The organism is Pseudomonas sp. SW-3 (genome assembly GCF_016615645.1).
Classification (GTDB): Bacteria; Pseudomonadota; Gammaproteobacteria; order Pseudomonadales; family Pseudomonadaceae; genus Aquipseudomonas; species Aquipseudomonas mandelii.
The window spans coordinates 1,278,400-1,294,764 of sequence record NZ_CP067098.1; the positions used below are offsets into that span (position 1 = coordinate 1,278,400).

Annotated in this window: 14 protein-coding genes; 4 read left to right on the plus strand and 10 right to left on the minus strand. The window is 59.1% G+C overall.

The annotated features are described in order from the left end of the window. Window positions 1-72: 72 nt before the first annotated feature. A complete protein-coding gene (locus tag JIO00_RS05620) occupies window positions 73-1,698 on the minus strand; it encodes a glucan biosynthesis protein D (RefSeq protein WP_077748293.1) in 1,626 nt (541 codons plus the stop codon). Between the two features lie 391 nt (window positions 1,699-2,089). On the opposite strand from JIO00_RS05620, the gene JIO00_RS05625 reads away from it, so the two are divergent. Then, complete coding sequence (locus JIO00_RS05625) at window positions 2,090-2,275, plus strand: hypothetical protein (RefSeq protein ID WP_010462962.1); 186 nt, start codon at window positions 2,090-2,092, stop codon at window positions 2,273-2,275. Window positions 2,276-2,333: 58 nt separating this feature from the next. Here the strand turns inward: JIO00_RS05625 and JIO00_RS05630 are convergent, their stop codons facing one another. Continuing rightward, window positions 2,334-2,843, minus strand: a complete 510-nt coding sequence (locus JIO00_RS05630; RefSeq protein WP_077748294.1) for a BRO-N domain-containing protein — start codon at window positions 2,841-2,843, stop codon at window positions 2,334-2,336. Window positions 2,844-3,283: 440 nt separating this feature from the next. On the opposite strand from JIO00_RS05630, the gene JIO00_RS05635 reads away from it, so the two are divergent. Together JIO00_RS05635 and JIO00_RS05640 are read left to right on the plus strand one after the other, a co-directional pair. Then, window positions 3,284-4,537: an AAA family ATPase gene (locus tag JIO00_RS05635; protein ID WP_200667782.1), complete on the plus strand. Its 1,254-nt coding sequence runs from the start codon at window positions 3,284-3,286 to the stop codon at window positions 4,535-4,537. Window positions 4,538-4,539: 2 nt separating this feature from the next. Next, window positions 4,540-5,166 (plus strand): RloB family protein, encoded by a 627-nt coding sequence (locus tag JIO00_RS05640; protein WP_077748296.1) that lies wholly within the window; start codon window positions 4,540-4,542, stop codon window positions 5,164-5,166. A gap of 44 nt (window positions 5,167-5,210) precedes the next feature. Here the strand turns inward: JIO00_RS05640 and JIO00_RS05645 are convergent, their stop codons facing one another. The 8 genes from JIO00_RS05645 to JIO00_RS05680 form a co-directional block, all read right to left on the minus strand. Continuing rightward, window positions 5,211-6,695, minus strand: a complete 1,485-nt coding sequence (locus tag JIO00_RS05645; RefSeq protein WP_169856294.1) for an APC family permease — start codon at window positions 6,693-6,695, stop codon at window positions 5,211-5,213. A 228-nt stretch (window positions 6,696-6,923) separates the two neighbouring features. Next, on the minus strand, window positions 6,924-8,348 hold the full coding sequence (locus JIO00_RS05650; protein WP_200667783.1) for a gamma-aminobutyraldehyde dehydrogenase: 1,425 nt from the start codon (window positions 8,346-8,348) through the stop codon (window positions 6,924-6,926). A 177-nt stretch (window positions 8,349-8,525) separates the two neighbouring features. Further along, complete coding sequence (locus tag JIO00_RS05655; protein ID WP_042932340.1) at window positions 8,526-9,350, minus strand: ABC transporter permease; 825 nt, start codon at window positions 9,348-9,350, stop codon at window positions 8,526-8,528. Continuing rightward, window positions 9,340-10,287, minus strand: a complete 948-nt coding sequence (locus tag JIO00_RS05660; protein WP_077748299.1) for an ABC transporter permease — start codon at window positions 10,285-10,287, stop codon at window positions 9,340-9,342. The genes JIO00_RS05655 and JIO00_RS05660 overlap by 11 nt, the downstream gene beginning before the upstream one ends. A 1-nt stretch (window position 10,288) precedes the next feature. Continuing rightward, complete coding sequence (locus tag JIO00_RS05665; protein ID WP_010462946.1) at window positions 10,289-11,326, minus strand: ABC transporter ATP-binding protein; 1,038 nt, start codon at window positions 11,324-11,326, stop codon at window positions 10,289-10,291. Window positions 11,327-11,561: 235 nt separating this feature from the next. Further along, window positions 11,562-12,713: a putative ABC transporter substrate-binding protein YdcS gene (gene ydcS / locus JIO00_RS05670; protein ID WP_145306844.1), complete on the minus strand. Its 1,152-nt coding sequence runs from the start codon at window positions 12,711-12,713 to the stop codon at window positions 11,562-11,564. A gap of 82 nt (window positions 12,714-12,795) precedes the next feature. Beyond that, window positions 12,796-14,283, minus strand: a complete 1,488-nt coding sequence (locus tag JIO00_RS05675; protein WP_077748302.1) for a gamma-aminobutyraldehyde dehydrogenase — start codon at window positions 14,281-14,283, stop codon at window positions 12,796-12,798. 99 nt (window positions 14,284-14,382) lie between these two features. Further along, on the minus strand, window positions 14,383-15,297 hold the full coding sequence (locus JIO00_RS05680; protein WP_010462940.1) for a LysR family transcriptional regulator: 915 nt from the start codon (window positions 15,295-15,297) through the stop codon (window positions 14,383-14,385). Between the two features lie 176 nt (window positions 15,298-15,473). Here JIO00_RS05680 and JIO00_RS05685 point away from each other — a divergent pair, with 176 nt between their 5' ends. Further along, window positions 15,474-16,196: a tellurite resistance TerB family protein gene (locus tag JIO00_RS05685; RefSeq protein WP_010462938.1), complete on the plus strand. Its 723-nt coding sequence runs from the start codon at window positions 15,474-15,476 to the stop codon at window positions 16,194-16,196. The last annotated feature ends 169 nt before the right edge of the window (window positions 16,197-16,365 follow it).

Here is a 16,365-nt window from a genome sequence, read left to right on the forward strand (position 1 = left end):
TACAGTTGATCGCATGCCCTGGTAGGAGCGAGGCTTGCTCGCGAAGGGGCCGGCCCAGACAACCTCTTGTTATCAGGTGTACTTACGCTTATCCGGCGCTGGCGGGAAATACTGGTACAACCAGGTCTCACTCAACGTCCGGTCATTAGTGCGAATGAACAACCGCAGCTCAACCGGCGCCACGCTGTCATTGGTCGGGTACCAATCGAAGGTAATCCGATAGCCCTTGATGTCATCCAGCACCAGCACGTTGAAGTCCTTCACCTCGCCGTTCGAGCAGGTCACCACGGGCTCGATCCCCGCGCCTTCCGGCAAGCGATCCAGGCCGCCACCGTTGAAGTCCACGGCAAAGCGTCGAGCCCAGACTTCCGGGTAATGCTCGCCCGGCGCCCAACCTTCGATAAACCCGCCCATGCCCGAACGGGTCGCATTGACCCGCGCCAGCGGCGTGCTCACCGGTGGCAGGGCGCTCCAGTAGAGCTTGTAGCCGTAGTTCAGGGAATCACCGGCCGCGACCGGCTTCTTCGGAGTCCAGAACGCGACGATGTTATCGAGGGTTTCGCCGGTTGTAGGAATTTCCAACAGATCGATAGAGCCTTCGCCCCACGCGGTCGTAGGTTCTACCCACAGGCTTGGACGCTTGCTGTACCAGTCGACAGTGTCCTGATAATTAGCGAACTCGTGATCGGTCTGCACCAGGCCGAAACCTTTCGGGTCGGTGTCGGCGAAGGCGTTGAACTGCAGGGTCGCCGGGTTGTTCAGCGGGCGGCAGATCCACTCGCCGTTACCGCGCCACATGGCCAGGCGATCCGAGTCGTGGATTTGCGGGTGAATGGTGTCGCACATCCGGCGCTCGTGGGTGCCGCAGCTGAACATGCTGGTCATCGGTGCGATGCCCAGTTGTTCGATGGCGGTGCGCGCGTTGATGTGGGCGTCAATCTCCATCACCACGCGTTCGGCCTGGCAATCGATGTCAAAGCGATAGGCGCCAGTGGCGCTCGGCGAATCCAGCAGCGCGTAGACCACAAAGCGGGTGCTGTCCTTGCCCGGCGTCTCGAACCAGAACTTGGTGAAGTCCGGGAATTCCTCACGCTTCTTGGCGTAGGTATCGACGGCCAGGCCGCGGGCCGACAGACCGTACTGGCCAGTGGCGTCTACCGCGCGGAAATAACTGGCGCCGAGGAAGGACAACACATCGTGCCTGTCCAGTTCCGGGGCCTTGAACAGCTTGAACCCGGAAAACCCCAGGTCGCCGGTGAGCTGCTTGGTGTCGACCGTGGTTTTTTCATAGTTGAACAGGGAAGGGCGGAAATGCACTTCCCGGGCCTGGCGGGTCTTGGGATCGACGCTGTACATGCGCACCGGCTGCTTGAAGCCCATGCCGACGTGGAAGAACTGCACGTCCAGCTGACCGTTCAAGTCTTTCCACAGCGAGTGGTTGCCGTCGTAGCGGATCGCGTTGAAATTCTGCGGCGTCATGGTCGCCAGCGTCGGCGGCAGCACCTGCTTGGTGTCCTGATAGCGATTGCCGGCGAGTTGCTTGGCCTGAATCTTCAGCGTCTCGAAATCGAACGCCTGGGCTGCGCCGTCAGCGGTGCCGCTGGCCGCCCAGGCACGGGAGGCGAGCAGGCCGGTGGCCGACAAACCGGTGTAGGCAGCGATGGCCATGGACGCTTTGAGCAAATTCCTGCGATGCATAAGTACAACCTGTCGTGAACAATCCCGCGCCGTTCCTGGCACGTGCTGGATCAAAAATATCGGTTCGGACATGCCTTCGGCCAAACGCAACGGACTTTAAACAGATAACAAATAGCTTAAACCGTTCGGTTGCAGAGAAAAAATGATTGGTAGCACTTTGATGATGCGGCAATGAAACAAGACATGTCGGTGAATTTTTCCGACAGCACTTTCTGATTTATAGGGCATTTCTGCTTTTTTTGACTAATTACTCTAAAAACCGCTTTTCAGCGCCGGGAATGTTCCTATCCTGTGTTCATGACCGGTTTCTGCCCTTCAGGCCGGCGGCTAATAAAAGGATAGGGCGATGCGGTTTTTGAAGTTTTCTCGGGCTTATAGAAGGACATCGTCCATGACGAAAGTACAAGGCATCACAGAAATGTTGGGAATCTTCCCTTGCCTGGCCACCGGGCGGCGAAGGCATCGCCTCAGTTCGGACGAAATGAAGCTGCTGGAGCGGTATCGCGAGTTGTCGGAAAACGACCGGATTGCGATGCGGTATCTGGTGGATGCGATGCGGAGTGTTTCGCGGTTTTGAGCGCTAAGCCAAGGGGCGGACTGTAAAGTCTGCCCCTTTTTCATTTTTCACCCTGCCTTCAACTGCAAGTGCCCACGATCGTGAACGGTCGCTGTACCTGCATCAGATCCGGCATGTCGCGCCACTTGATCCAGGCTTGATGCTGCCAGTGCAGCAGCGGCACCGAGATGCCTGCCCACTGCAACGAGCTCAGACTTGGAATGTTATCCACAGCCGCTTTCGACTCGCGCAGCGTCGGGATGACTTCGTTGCTTAGCCACTGACGCAGGTTTCGGTTTTCCGGGATGAAATGGTGGACTAGCAGCGCATACATTCCCGATTCGCTGACCATCAACGATTCGACGGTTTTGCCATCCTTCAGCAACCAGACGTATCGGCGTTGATCGGGATCGAGTTTCAGGGTGAGACGTTGGTCCAGCGGACGGCCCATCAAGCGACCGAGGTCCTGGACGCAGAACCAGGCTTGGTTGTCCTGCATGAAGGCGTGGAGGAAGCGGTTGTGGCGGGTGAAGACGGTAGGGATGAAATGAGGATGGGTTTCAGACGGATTTAGCGGGTGCTTGAGCATTTTTCGACTCCATGTTGAAAAGGGAGCCGCCACTAATCCTTCGACAGATTATGGGTGGCGGACCGTGCGGCGTTCGAAGTCGGGACATTCTCGATCAACATGCAAGCCAAGAGGCCCGCGCCACACGGCCCACCATAAAGCAAAACTGAAAGGCAAAAAATTGCCCCAGTTCATATGGGGGCGCGGATGCGCCATGTTGATGATTTACCGGCTTCGACACCGGGTCGCTGATTTGGCAGCGACGAGGTAAAGCCTATCGTTCAGGCGCTCGCGGCGCCAAGTCTACTCTGGCGCCGCGCGTTGTAGGAATTGGAGCTTCTAACGGAAGGCTCGGTCTGTAGGAATTTCCTGTTTTTGCGTGAAGTGCAGTGCGACTGCGCCGAACGGCTGTTTTTTCCTTTATTTTTTGGCCTTTCAGGACTGAACTGCGGGTTCGCTGCATGCTGATTGAATTTTCTGTTTCCAACTATCGCTCCTTCCGCGACAGGCAAACCCTGTCCATGGCTGCGACGCCGCGCTTGAGTAAAAAACGCAACCTGTTTACGCCGCCCTTAAATGGAGAAAAACTACCGGATTTGTTGAAGGTGGCTGCGATCTACGGGCCGAATGCGTCCGGTAAATCTTCGCTCATCCGGGCGATGGGGATCATCGGACAGCTGCTCACCGCATTACCTTCCTCAAATGATGAACCGCTACCGGTCTCGCCATTTCGTTTTGACTCGCAACTTCAAAACGAACCCAGTTCTTTTGAGTACAACTTCATTCAGCGCGGGCTCCGATATCGCTTTGTTCTACGCCTGACGGCTCAGCGGATTATCGAGGAACAACTGATTTCCTATCCCAACGGTAAGGAAACGCTGCTGTATCAGCGTCTTTTGGGGGAGAAGGGGGAGCAATATGCCTTTGGGGCAAGTCTTGAGGGTGGTAAAGAAGTCCACAGTGCATGGCGGCGCCTGACGAGCCCAAAAATGTTGTTTATTTCACAGGCGGTGGCGAACAGTAGCGAAGAGCTGACCCAGTTGCGGGCCCCGTTTAGCTGGTTTCAATCAGGTCTGTTGGTTATTGAGCAGAACAACATGATGGGGCTGTCTGCTGCGTCCATCAGATTTCTGAAGATGGCCTCGGATCACACTGGCAATTTGCGAGACTTTCTAAAGGAAGTGGATATCCCGGTGTCAGCTATTCACCTCAACACCGAAGACGCAGAATCTTTTCACCGTACAAAAAAACTCACACTTAAGGAGTTCTTTGCGGAGACCCAAAAAGACAAAGTCACCCTGACGCATACGAGCCTTTTAGGAAAAGCCGAGTTCGATTTTTCAGAGGAGTCCGGCGGTACAAAAAACCTGATCGGTTTCTGGCTGCCCTGGTTCATGATCAATCACGCCGATGGGAGCGGGATTCTTTCTGTCGATGAATTGGACAGCAGCCTTCATCCCTCAATAGTCGATGGTCTGATTGAGAAACACTTGGACAGTGGGCTAGGTACTCAACTGATCTTTACCACCCACGACACTCATCTAATGAATACCAAAGCACTTCGGCGCGATCAGTTCTGGATTACCGAACGCGATGCTAAGGGTGCGACCTGTCTTTTTTCGGTTCACGATTTTGAAGGCAGGGAAGGAGAAAACGTCGAAAAACGCTACTTTGAGGGCCGTTATCGTGGGTTACCGTTGATAAGGCGAGGTTGAACATGGCGCGTTCAATACGGCTGTTTGATCGGAAGGCACCCCGGTTCAAGCCTCAACCCAAAGTGCTGATTCTCTGTGAAGACAGCAAGTCAGGAAAACGATATCTGGAGGAGGCCGCATTCCATTTTCGTGCCAGCGCTCTAGTAGAAATTGCCCACTGCGGCATCACACACCCAAGCGGCATTGTTGAAACAGCTATCGCCCGTCAGAAAGGCTTCGACAAGGTGTTTTGTGCATTGGATCGCGATACGCATTTGTGTTTTGAGCGAGCCATCAATCTGGCGAGACCGCATCCGAAAATCAAAGTCATCGCGTCGTATCCTTGCTTTGAGTTTTGGCTGCTTCTGCACTTCGGATTCAATCGAAAGCCTTTCCGTGCAGTCGGGAAGCGTTCTCCCGGCGACCTGGTCGCCAAGAGCCTCAGAAAAAAGCCCAACATGGATAAGTACGCCAAGGGCGAAGATGTCAATTATTTCGCCCAACTCCTGGGTGAGCCATTTCAAAAGGCGAGAGCTTTAGCGCCAAAGATTATCGAGGATGTCGCCATCAGCGGCGAACCCAACCCGAGCACCGAAATCCATTTGCTGATGGACGAATTCGAAACCCTCTCCAAACTTCAGCCGATCTAACACCAAGCGTCCAGCCGGCATCGCTGCGGGCTGGACACTGGCTATTACCGACTAACCTTCCACGCATCCCCCGCTGGCGCAGTCCCGTGGTCATACGGCTTGGCCAACCACATGTACAACAACCCCAACCCAATAACGATCGCTGTACTCAACACCATCGCATAGTTGATGTACCACGCCGCATCCGGTGTGCGCGGCCAGGCCATGTTGATGATCGCGCCGACGCCATAAACCAGCGCGCCGATGTTCACCGCCCACCCCCAACCGCCGAGGGTGAATTTGCCGCTTGGTTTCCAGCCTTTCAGGCGTGCGTATAGCGCGGCGAGGACGATCATCTGGAACGCCAGATAGATGCCGATCGCCGCGAAACTGACGATGGTGGCCACCGCATCTTGCAGGAAGAAGCCGAGAATGATGATCAGGGCCGGCAGGACGCCGGACACGAACAGCGCAGCCACAGGCACTTGGGTCGTAGGGGAAATCTTCTTCAGCAGTGAACTGCCAATGACCATTTCATCTCGGGCGTAGGAGTACAGCAGACGACTCGCCGCCGCTTGCAGGCTGATGACGCAGGAGATGAAGGAAATCATCACCACGCCCATGACCACTTTCGAGCCGACCGGGCCGAAGGCGTTGTTGAGGATGGTGGTGACCGGGTCTTTGTCGGTGCCGTTGATTACCGCTTGCATGTCCGGCACGGCGAGGATCAGCGCCAGGCAGGCGAACATCGCCGCGATGCCGCCGATGTAGATGGTCATGCGCATGGCCACCGGAATCTGCTTGCTTGGGTTCGGGGTTTCTTCGGCCACGTCGCCGCAGGCCTCGAAGCCGTAGTACAGGAACATCCCCGCCAGCGAGGCGGTGAGGAAGGCCGGCAGGTACGAGCCGTCAATGCTGATATCGAAGGTGTTGAACAACACGCTGATCGACTGGTGACGCTCGAAGATCAGCAGGTAGACGCCAACGATCACTGCGCCGACCAGCTCGCAAAGGAAGCCGAACATGGCGATCCGCGCCAGCATTTTGGTGCCGCTGAGGTTGACCAGGGTGGCGAACAGCGTCAGGAACAGCGCGATGACGATGTTGGTGTTATTGCTCGGTTCAAAGCCCATCATTGCGGCCAGGTACGGACCGGCACCGACGGCAACGGCAGCGATGGTCACGCACAGGGCGATGGAGTAGATCCAGCCGACCATCCACGCCCAGCGCTTGCCCACCAAGCGACGAGCCCAGGGGTACACGCCGCCGGAAATCGGGAACTGCGAGACCACTTCACCGAAGATCAGGCACACCAGCAACTGGCCGCAACCGACCAGTAAATAAGCCCAGAACATCGGCGGTCCACCGGCGGCCAAGCACAGGCCGAAGAGGGTATAAACCCCGACGACCGGGGAGAGGTAAGTGAAGCCCAGGGCGAAGTTTTCCCACAGGCTCATGCTGCGGTTGAAGTTCGAGGTGTAACCCAGCTTGCGTAGCTGCTCGGCGTCGCTGTCGGCAACGGCTACAGAGAGTTCGGGTGATGCGCTCATGGTGTGTCAGCTCCGGAAAATCGGCAGATTTCGGATGTCCGAAACCGTGGCGGGGCCTTGGAGGCGCTGCCCGGATCGGTGGTTATTGTTTTGGTTTTCTGGCGTTGAACCCTGATGGTGCTTGGTGCCGGTTTCGACCTTGAAACCGTGGTGATGCCTTCGTGGGCAAGCCTCGCTCCTACAGGTACTGCGGCGAACCTGTAGGAGCGAGGCGTGCCCGCGAAGCTTTTAATGCTTGAACATTACATGCCGCACAACGGTGTAATCCTCCAGCCCATACATGGACATGTCCTTCCCGTAGCCAGACAGTTTCTGACCGCCATGGGGCATTTCGCTGACCAGCATGAAGTGCGTATTCACCCAGGTGCAGCCGTATTGCAAGCGGGCAGACAAGCGATGCGCGCGACCGACGTCAGAGGTCCAGACCGACGACGCCAGGCCGTAGTCCGAATCGTTGGCCCAACCCAGCACCTGCGCTTCATCGATGAATTTGGTCACCGACACCACGGGCCCGAACACTTCGCGACGGACGATTTCGTCGTCCTGTTGAGCGTCCGCAAGCACCGTCGGCTCGAAGAAGAAACCATTCCCCTCCACAGACTTGCCACCGGTGACCAGGCGGATATGCGGTTGCGCCACGGCACGTTCGACAAAACCGGCCACGCGATCACGGTGCTGCGCAGTGATCAGCGGCCCCAGCTCGGTCGACGGGTCATCCTGCAACCCATACTTGATGCTGCTGACCGCTTCGCCAAGCTTCTCGACGAATTTGTCGTAGATGCCTTCCTGCGCGTAGATGCGGCAAGCGGCGGTGCAATCCTGGCCAGCGTTGTAGAAGCCGAAGGTGCGAATGCCTTCCACGGCGGCGTCGATGTCGGCGTCGTCGAAGATGATCACCGGGGCCTTGCCGCCCAGTTCCATGTGCATGCGTTTGACGCTGTCGGCGGTGCTGGAAATGATGTTCGATCCGGTGGCGATCGAGCCGGTCAGCGAGACCATGCGCACTTTCGGGTGCGTGACCAATGGGCTGCCAACGGTAGGACCACGGCCGAAGACGAGGTTGAGCACGCCGGCCGGGAAGATTTCCGACGCCAGTTCCGCCAGACGCAGCGCGGTCAGCGGGGTTTGTTCTGACGGCTTGAGCACCACGGTATTACCGGCGGCGAGGGCCGGGGCGATTTTCCAGGCGACCATCATCAGCGGGTAGTTCCACGGCGCGATGGAGGCGATCACGCCAACCGGGTCGCGGCGGATCATCGAGGTGTGGCCGGGCAAGTACTCGCCACCCGCCGAACCGCTCATGCATCGGCTGGCGCCGGCGAAGAAACGGAACACGTCAGCAATCGCCGGGATCTCATCGTTCAGCGCAGCGCTGTAGGGTTTGCCGCAGTTGTCCGACTCCAGCTTGGCCAGCTCTTCGCCGTGGGCTTCGATGGCGTCGGCGAGTTTGAGCAGCAGCAGCGAGCGTTCCTTCGGCGTGGTTTGCGACCAGCTTTCGAAGGCGCTGTCGGCGGCTTGCACGGCGGCATTGACCTGGGCTTCGCTGGCTTCGTTGATTTCCACCAGCACACGGCCGAGGGCCGGGTTGAACACCGGTTGGGCGGGGCCGTCGCCGTCGATCAGTCGGCCGTTGATCAAGAGTTTGGTTTGCATGGCATTGTCCTCTTCAAACTATTGTTTTTCTCTGAAGGAACCGGTTCAAACTGTGGGAGCGAGCCTGCTCGCGAATGCGGTTTAACATTCAACATTGATGTTGGCTGACACACCGCTTTCGCGAGCAGGCTCGCTCCCACATTCGATTCGGTTACGACAGGGAGTAATCGTTGTTCGTTATTTCCCGCCGCTACCCGCCACGCTCTCACCGCCCCGGGTCAGGTAATAAGCACCGAGAATCGGCAGCATGGTCACCATCATCACCAGCATCGCGACAACGTTGGTCACTGGCACGTCCCGTGGGCGGCTGAGCTGGTTGAGCAGCCACAGCGGCAGGGTGCGTTCATGGCCGGCGGTGAAGGTGGTGACGATGATTTCGTCGAACGACAGCGCAAACGCGAGCATGCCGCCGGCCAACAGCGCCGAGCCAAGGTTCGGCAGGACGATGTAACGGAAGGTCTGCCAACCGTCGGCGCCGAGGTCCATCGACGCTTCAATCAAACTGTGCGAAGTGCGGCGTAAACGGGCGATGACGTTGTTGTAGACGATCACCACGCAGAAGGTCGCGTGGCCGACGATGATGGTGAACATCCCCGGCTCGATCCCCAGTGTCTTGAAGGTCGCCAGCAACGCGATCCCGGTGATGATCCCGGGCAACGCAATCGGCAGGATCAGCATCAACGAGATGCCTTGCTTGCCGAAGAAATCCCGCCGGTACAACGCCGCTGACGCGAGGGTGCCGAGGACCATCGCAATCAGTGTCGCGATGGCGGCGATTTCGGCCGACAACTTGATCGCTTCCAGTACATCGGGCCGAGAAAACGCCACGCTGAACCAATGCAGGGTGAAGCCCTTGGGTGGAAAGCTGAACGCCGCTTCTTCGGTGTTGAAGGCGTAAAGGAAGATGATCAGGATCGGAAAGTGCAGGAACACCAACCCGCCCCAGGCTGCGATTTTTAATCCGATAGAAGCCTGCCCCTGTGATGAAGAGTCAGAGTGCATCGAAAGCCCCCAGTCGTTTGACGATAGTCAGGTAAATGGCGATTAACACAATCGGCACCAATGTGAAGGCCGCGGCCATCGGCATGTTGCCGATTGCGCCCTGCTGCGCGTAAACCATGCTGCCCACAAAGTAGCCCGGCGGGCCCACCAGCTGCGGCACGATGAAGTCGCCCAGGGTCAGCGAAAAGGTGAAGATCGAACCAGCCGCGATGCCTGGAATCGACAGCGGCAGAATCACCTGCATGAAAGTCTGGCGTGGCTTGGCACCCAGGTCCGCAGACGCTTGCAACAACGACGGCGGCAGGCGTTCCAGCGAAGCCTGGATTGGCAGGATCATGAACGGCAGCCAGATGTAGACGAACACCATGAAACGGCCCAGGTGCGAGGTCGATAAAGTGCTGCCGCCTACGCCGGGAATGCCCAGCACGAATTGCAACACCGGCTCCAACCCCAGGTGTTGAACGAACCACTGCGCGACGCCGCCCTTGGCCAGCAGCAAGGTCCAGGCATACGCCTTGACGATGTAACTGGCCCACATCGGCAGCATCACCGCGATGTAGAAAAACGCCTTGGTTTTGCCAGTGGTGTAACGCGCCATGTAATAGGCAATCGGGAACGCGACGATCGCGCTGGCGAGCGACACGGCGACGGCCATGCTCAGCGTGCGCAGGATGATGTCGAAGTTCGACGGCTGGAACAGCGCTGCGAAGTTCGCCAGGGTCAGGTCGGGGGTGACCGCCATGGTGAAGTCATCGAAGGTGTAGAAGCCTTGCCACAGCAGCACCAGCAGCGAGCCGAGATAAATTGCACCGAACCACAGCAGCGGCGGCACCAGCAGCAGCGACAGGTAAAAATTCGGTCGGCGATACAGCAGGTTGGAAAACCTGCGCAGCGGCGAACCGCCGGCCGGGGTTTGAGGGATAGCCACGCTGGTCATCTCACACCCCACCGACAACGTTGTCGTGCAGCGGGACCATCGCCTCGCGCGCCCAGCGTGCGCTGATGCGTTGCCCGGTCTGGTGCTGGGCGCTGACGTCCAGCCACTGCACGTTGGCCTGGCTGATGTTCAGGGTCTGGCCGTTTTCCAGTTTCAGTTCATAGCGCGTGGCGCTGCCCTGGTACTGAATGTCGTGGAGCAAGCCGCTGACTTCAATCTCGTGGCTGGCCAGCGGGCCTTCGGCAAAACGCACGTGTTCCGGGCGAATCGAAAACGGCTGTGGATTGCCACTCAATTGCTTGGCCAGATCGCCGCGAATCACGTTGGACGTGCCGACGAATTCCGCGACGAACGTGGTGGCCGGTTTCATGTACAGGTTGCGCGGGGTGTCGACCTGCTCGATGCGTCCTTTGTTGAACACTGCTACACGGTCGGACATCGACAGCGCTTCAGTCTGGTCGTGGGTGACGAAGATAAAGGTAATGCCGAGCTGGCGTTGCAGCTTCTTCAACTCGCTCTGCATCTGTTCGCGCAGCTTCAAGTCGAGCGCGCCCAACGGCTCGTCGAGCAGCAGCACGCGAGGGCGATTGACCAGGGCGCGGGCCAGGGCCACACGCTGGCGCTGGCCACCGGACAGTTGCACCGGTTTGCGCTCGCCGTAGCCGCCGAGGGCGACCATGTCGAGGGCTTCTTCGGCGCGTTTCTGCCGTTCGGCTTTACCGACGCCTTTGACTTTCAAGCCATAGGCGACGTTGTCGAGCACGTTCATGTGCGGGAACAGCGCGTAATCCTGAAACACCGTGTTGACGTCACGCTCATACGGCGGCAGTCCGGCGGCTTCCTCGCCATGAATTCGGATGGAGCCTGCACTCGGTTGTTCGAAACCGGCGATCAGGCGCAAACAGGTGGTTTTGCCCGAGCCGGAAGGGCCCAGCATGGAGAAGAACTCGCCGTCCTGGATATCGATGGAAACCCGGTCAACGGCCTTCACTTCGCCGAACTGACGGGAAACGTTGGTGAACTGGACTGCAAGCGTCATGGTGCGGTGCTCCAAAAAGGCGAGGGCCGTCACAGCGGCCCTGCCTGGACTTCTGAAAAATCTGAATCAACTTTCTGGTTGGAAAACTTATTGTGGCGAGGGAGCTTGCTCCCGCTGGAGTGCGCAGCACTCCCAAAAGGACTGATGCGGTCTCTCTGATAGACCGCATTAACTGGTTTTGGGGCAGCTTCGCCACCCAGCGGGAGCAAGCTCCCTTGCCACAGGGGCCGGTGGGTTAGCGGCCGCCCATAATCGCGATGTAGTCCTGGGTCCAGCGGCTGTAAGGCACGAACTTGCCCCCTTCAGCCTGCGGGGTTTTCCAGAAGGCGATTTTCTCGAACTGGTCGAAGCCGTTGGTCTTGCAGCCTTCGGCACCCAGCAATTCACTGCCGGTACAGGCCGCTGGCACCGCTGGCAACGAACCGAACCAGGCCGCCACATCACCCTGGACTTTCGGTTGCAGTGACCAGTCCATCCATTTGTAAGCGCAGTTCGGGTGCTTGGCTTCGGCGTGCAACATCGTGGTGTCGGCCCAACCGGTGGCGCCTTCTTTCGGGATGGTCGAGGCGATCGGTTGTTTCTCGTTGATCAGGCCGTTGACCTGATACGGCCAGGCGCTGGATGCGACCACGCCTTCGTTTTTGAAGTCACTCATCTGCACGGTGGTGTCGTGCCAGTAGCGATGGATCAACGGCTGCTGGGCGCGCAACAGATCGAGTACCGCCTTGTACTGGGCTTCGGTGAGTTGGTACGGGTCCTTGATGCCCAGTTCCGGCTTGGTGGTCTTCAGGTACAGCGCCGCGTCGGCGATGTAGATCGGGCCGTCGTAAGCCTGCACGCGGCCCTTGTTCGGTTTGCCGTCCGGCAGGTTCTGCGCATCGAACACCACGCCCCAGCTGGTCGGCGCAGTTTTGAATACGTTGGTGTTGTACATCAGCACGTTCGGGCCCCACTGATACGGGGTGCCGTAGGTCTGCTTGTTGACCACGTACCACGGCGCATCTTTGAGGCGTGGGTCGAGGCTTTTCCAGTTCGCAATCAACGCCGTGTTGATCGGCTGTACACGCTTGCCGACGATCAACCGCAACGAGGCGTCGCCCGACGCCGTCACCAGGTCATAACCGCCCTTGGCCATCAGGCTGACCATTTCATCGGAAGTCGCCGCAGTCTTCACATTGACCTTGCAGCCGGTTTCCTTCTCGAAACCGGTCACCCAGTCGTAGGCCTTGTCGCTTTCGCCACGTTCGATGTAGCCGGGCCACGCCACGATATCCAGCTGGCCTTCGCCGGCACCGACGGCTTTCAGCGGTTCGGCGGCCTGGAGACTGGCGCTGGCCAGCAGCGCCGTGGTGATTGCACTGAGCAGTGCGGTCTTGTGCACGAACATGGGGATTCCCTCTTCTTTAATTATGGTCGGGGCAGTTGTGAACGTGGTGAAGCATGCCGTTAGCGGCTTGTTATTAGCGTAGTCAGAGATGCTGTCCGTGGCGCGCCATGATGTGCCGCACCACGCTGTAGTCCTGAAGCGAATCGCTGGATAAGTCTTTGCCATACCCGGACCGCTTGAGGCCGCCGTGGGGCATTTCGCTGACCAGCATGAAATGGCTGTTGATCCAGGTGCAGCCGTACTGCAACCGCGCCGCGACCTGCATGGCCTTGTCGAGGTTCTGCGTCCAGACCGAGGAGGCGAGGCCGTATTCCGAATCGTTGGCCCAGTCCACGGCTTGTTCGAGCTGATCGAAACGGGTCACGGTGACCACCGGCCCGAATACTTCGCGCTGGACGATCTCGTCGCTCTGCTTGCAACCGGCCAGCAGCGTCGGCTGGTAATAGAAGCCGGCACCGGAATGCACCGCCGCGCCGGTCACCCGCTCGATGTGCGGCTGGCCGAGGGCGCGCTCGACGAAACTGGCCACGCGGTCGCGCTGGCGGGTGCTGATCAGCGGGCCGATTTCGTTGTCGGCGTCGCGTTTACCGGCAAAGCGCAGGCTGCTGACCGCCGCGCCGAGTTCCGCCACCAGGCGGTCGTGAATCCCGGCCTGTGCATAAATCCGGCATGCCGCGGTGCAATCCTGCCCCGCGTTGTAATAACCGTAAGTGCGCACACCTTCGACCACGGCTTGAATGTCGGCATCGTTGCAGACGATCACCGGCGCTTTGCCGCCGAGCTCAAGGTGCGTGCGTTTCAACGTCTTGGCGGCGGCCTGGAGGATTTTCTGCCCGGTGACGATATCGCCGGTCAGCGACACCATGCGCACTTTGGGATGGCTGACCAAGTGGCTGCCGACGCCTTCACCGCCGCCGCAGACGATGTTGATCACGCCACGTGGAAGGATCTCGGCCAACGCCGGCGCCAGGGCCAGAATCGACAGCGGCGTGTGTTCGGACGGTTTGAACACCAGCGTATTGCCGGCGGCGAGGGCCGGGGCGATTTTCCACGCGGCCATCATGATCGGGTAGTTCCACGGCGCAATCGAGGCGACCACACCAATCGGATCGCGCCGGACCATGCTGGTGTAGCCCGGCAGGTATTCGCCGCTGAGCTGGCCGGTCTGGCAACGCACGGCACCGGCAAAAAAACGGAACACATCGACCGTCGCGCTCAAGTCGTCCTGACGGGCCAGGTGCAACGGCTTGCCGCAGTTCAGGGATTCGAGTCGGGCGAGGAGGTCGGCTTGTTTTTCGATGGCGTTGGCGATGTCCAGCAACAGGTTCGAGCGTTGCTGCGGTGTGGTCCGCGACCAGCCGGCAAAGGCGCGGTGGGCGGCAAGGATGGCGGCTTCGACTTGCTCGGTGCTGGCTTCGGCGATGTGAGTCAGCACTTCCCCGGTGGCGGGGTTGAGGATCGGCTCGACAAAACCCTGACCCGCGACCAATTCGCCATCGATCAACAACGCGGTGAACAACGGGGTCTGCGCGCCAGCCATTTTTCGGGTTCTCTTTTCTTGTGTGGCCATGGTGCTCCCAGTGACTGGGCCCGGCCGTCTTATTGATGGAGCAAGACTAGTGCGCGGGCCCGAGGTCGACAAATTCTAAATACTGAAGGTGGCGTTCGATTAAATAGATGGCTTGCGCCCGCCGTGGGGTTGTTCGCGGGCCACGGTCAAAAACGGGTCCACCAACGCCGGACGCGCCGTGCCACGGCGCCATGCCAGGCCGACGTCGAGGGTCTGGCTCAGGTCGGCAATCGGGCGGGCTTCGATGATGTCGCCCTCCAGTGACCAGGGTCGGTAGGTCATGTCGGGCTGGATCGATACACCCAGGCCTGCGGCCACCAGGCTCCGAACGGCTTCCGTCGACGCGGTTTTCAGGGTGATGCGCGGTTGCAGCCCGGCACCGCTCCACATGCGGTGGGCGTTGCGGTCCATTTCGTCGACGTTGAGCTGAATCAGCGGTTCGCGGGCCACATCGGCAAGGTTGATGCTGTCGTGTTCCAGCAACGGATGCTGGGCCGGCAACCACAACCGGTGGGGCGAATGAGTCAGCACTTCAGTCTGCAAGGCATGGCGGTCTTCGAGGTTGGACAGGATCAGCACGCCGACATCGATCTCACCGCTGACCAGCAAATGTTCGATGTATGGGCGTTCGTCCTCCATCACCCGGATTTCGACGTTGGGATAGGCGCGCTGGAAACGGGTGAGCAAATCCGCAAGGTAATAACCGGCCACCAGGCTGGTCACGCCGATGATCAGCTGCCCGGCGACCTGATCGGTGCTTTGTTGCAGGCTGCGTTTGGCGTTGTCCACCGTGGCCAGAATCAGGTGCGCCTGGCGCAGGAATTGGTGGCCCTGATGGGTCAGGCTCATGCCCTTGGCGTGTCGGTTGAACAGGCCGACGCCAATCTCCTCTTCCAGTTGCTGGATCGCCAGGGTCAAGGTTGATTGGGAAATGAACGCGGTTTGCGCGGCGGCGGAGATCGATCCGGTCTCGGCCACGGCGATGAAGTGACGGATCTGACGCAAGGTCATCATGGGGAGTTACCCGGTGGGCGGTTTTTATAGATTCGCTTGAGTGTATATCGCTTTAATCGATGGCCCGTTTTTTTCAGGCAACATCCAGAAGCACTCTCGTCCCCGGTCGCCGGGCACTTTCGTTCTAGGCTGGTGGCCTTATGTGTCCGGTTAACCCCTTTCGTGGAGGCGGCAAAATGAATACGCGTGGATTGCTCGATCAACTACTCAAGTCCGGTCAGGACCTGATGAAGAACAAGGCCGGCGCAAATCAAAACAAGTCGTCCAGCGGTGGATTGGGCGGATTGCTCGGTGGCAGCGGTGGTTCGGGCGGCCTCGGCGGTTTGCTCTCAGGCGCGGGCGGTGGTGCCTTGGCGGCTGGTGCCATGGGCCTGTTGCTCGGCAGCAAAAAGGCCCGCAATGTCGGCGGCAAAGTCGCCATCTACGGTGGTCTCGCGGCGCTCGGCGTGATTGCCTACAAGGCTTACGGCAACTGGCAGGCCCAGCAGGGCACCGCGCCGAAGACCGAGCCGCAAACACTCGACCGCCTGCCACCTGCGCAGGTTGAGTTGCACAGCCAGGCGATTCTCAAGGCATTGGTGGCTGCGGCCAAAGCCGATGGCCACGTTGATGATCGCGAGCGTGCATTGATCGAAGGCGAATTCACCAAGCTCGACAACGATCAGGAATTGCAGCAGTGGCTGCATGCCGAACTCAGCAAGCCGCTCGACCCGACAGAAGTCGCCCGCGCGGCCAGCACGCCGGAAATGGCGGCCGAGATGTACATCGCCAGCGTGATGCTGGTGGATGAGGAGAGCTTCATGGAGAAGTCCTACCTGGATGAACTGGCACGGCAGTTGAAGCTGGAGCCGGGATTGAAGGCGGAGCTGGAAAAGCAGGTGCGGCAGGCTTCCCTTTAATTGCGCAGTCAGGTCAGTTAAACCGTGTCATCGTTTTTCGCGAGCAGGCTCGCTCCCACAAAGGACCGCGTTCGATTGATCAACCCGGTCAATGGAGCGAGCCTGCTTGCGAAGGCGTTTGCTTGTCTCATCCCGTGATCCATTCACCGCACGCGCCTGCCAATTCGCT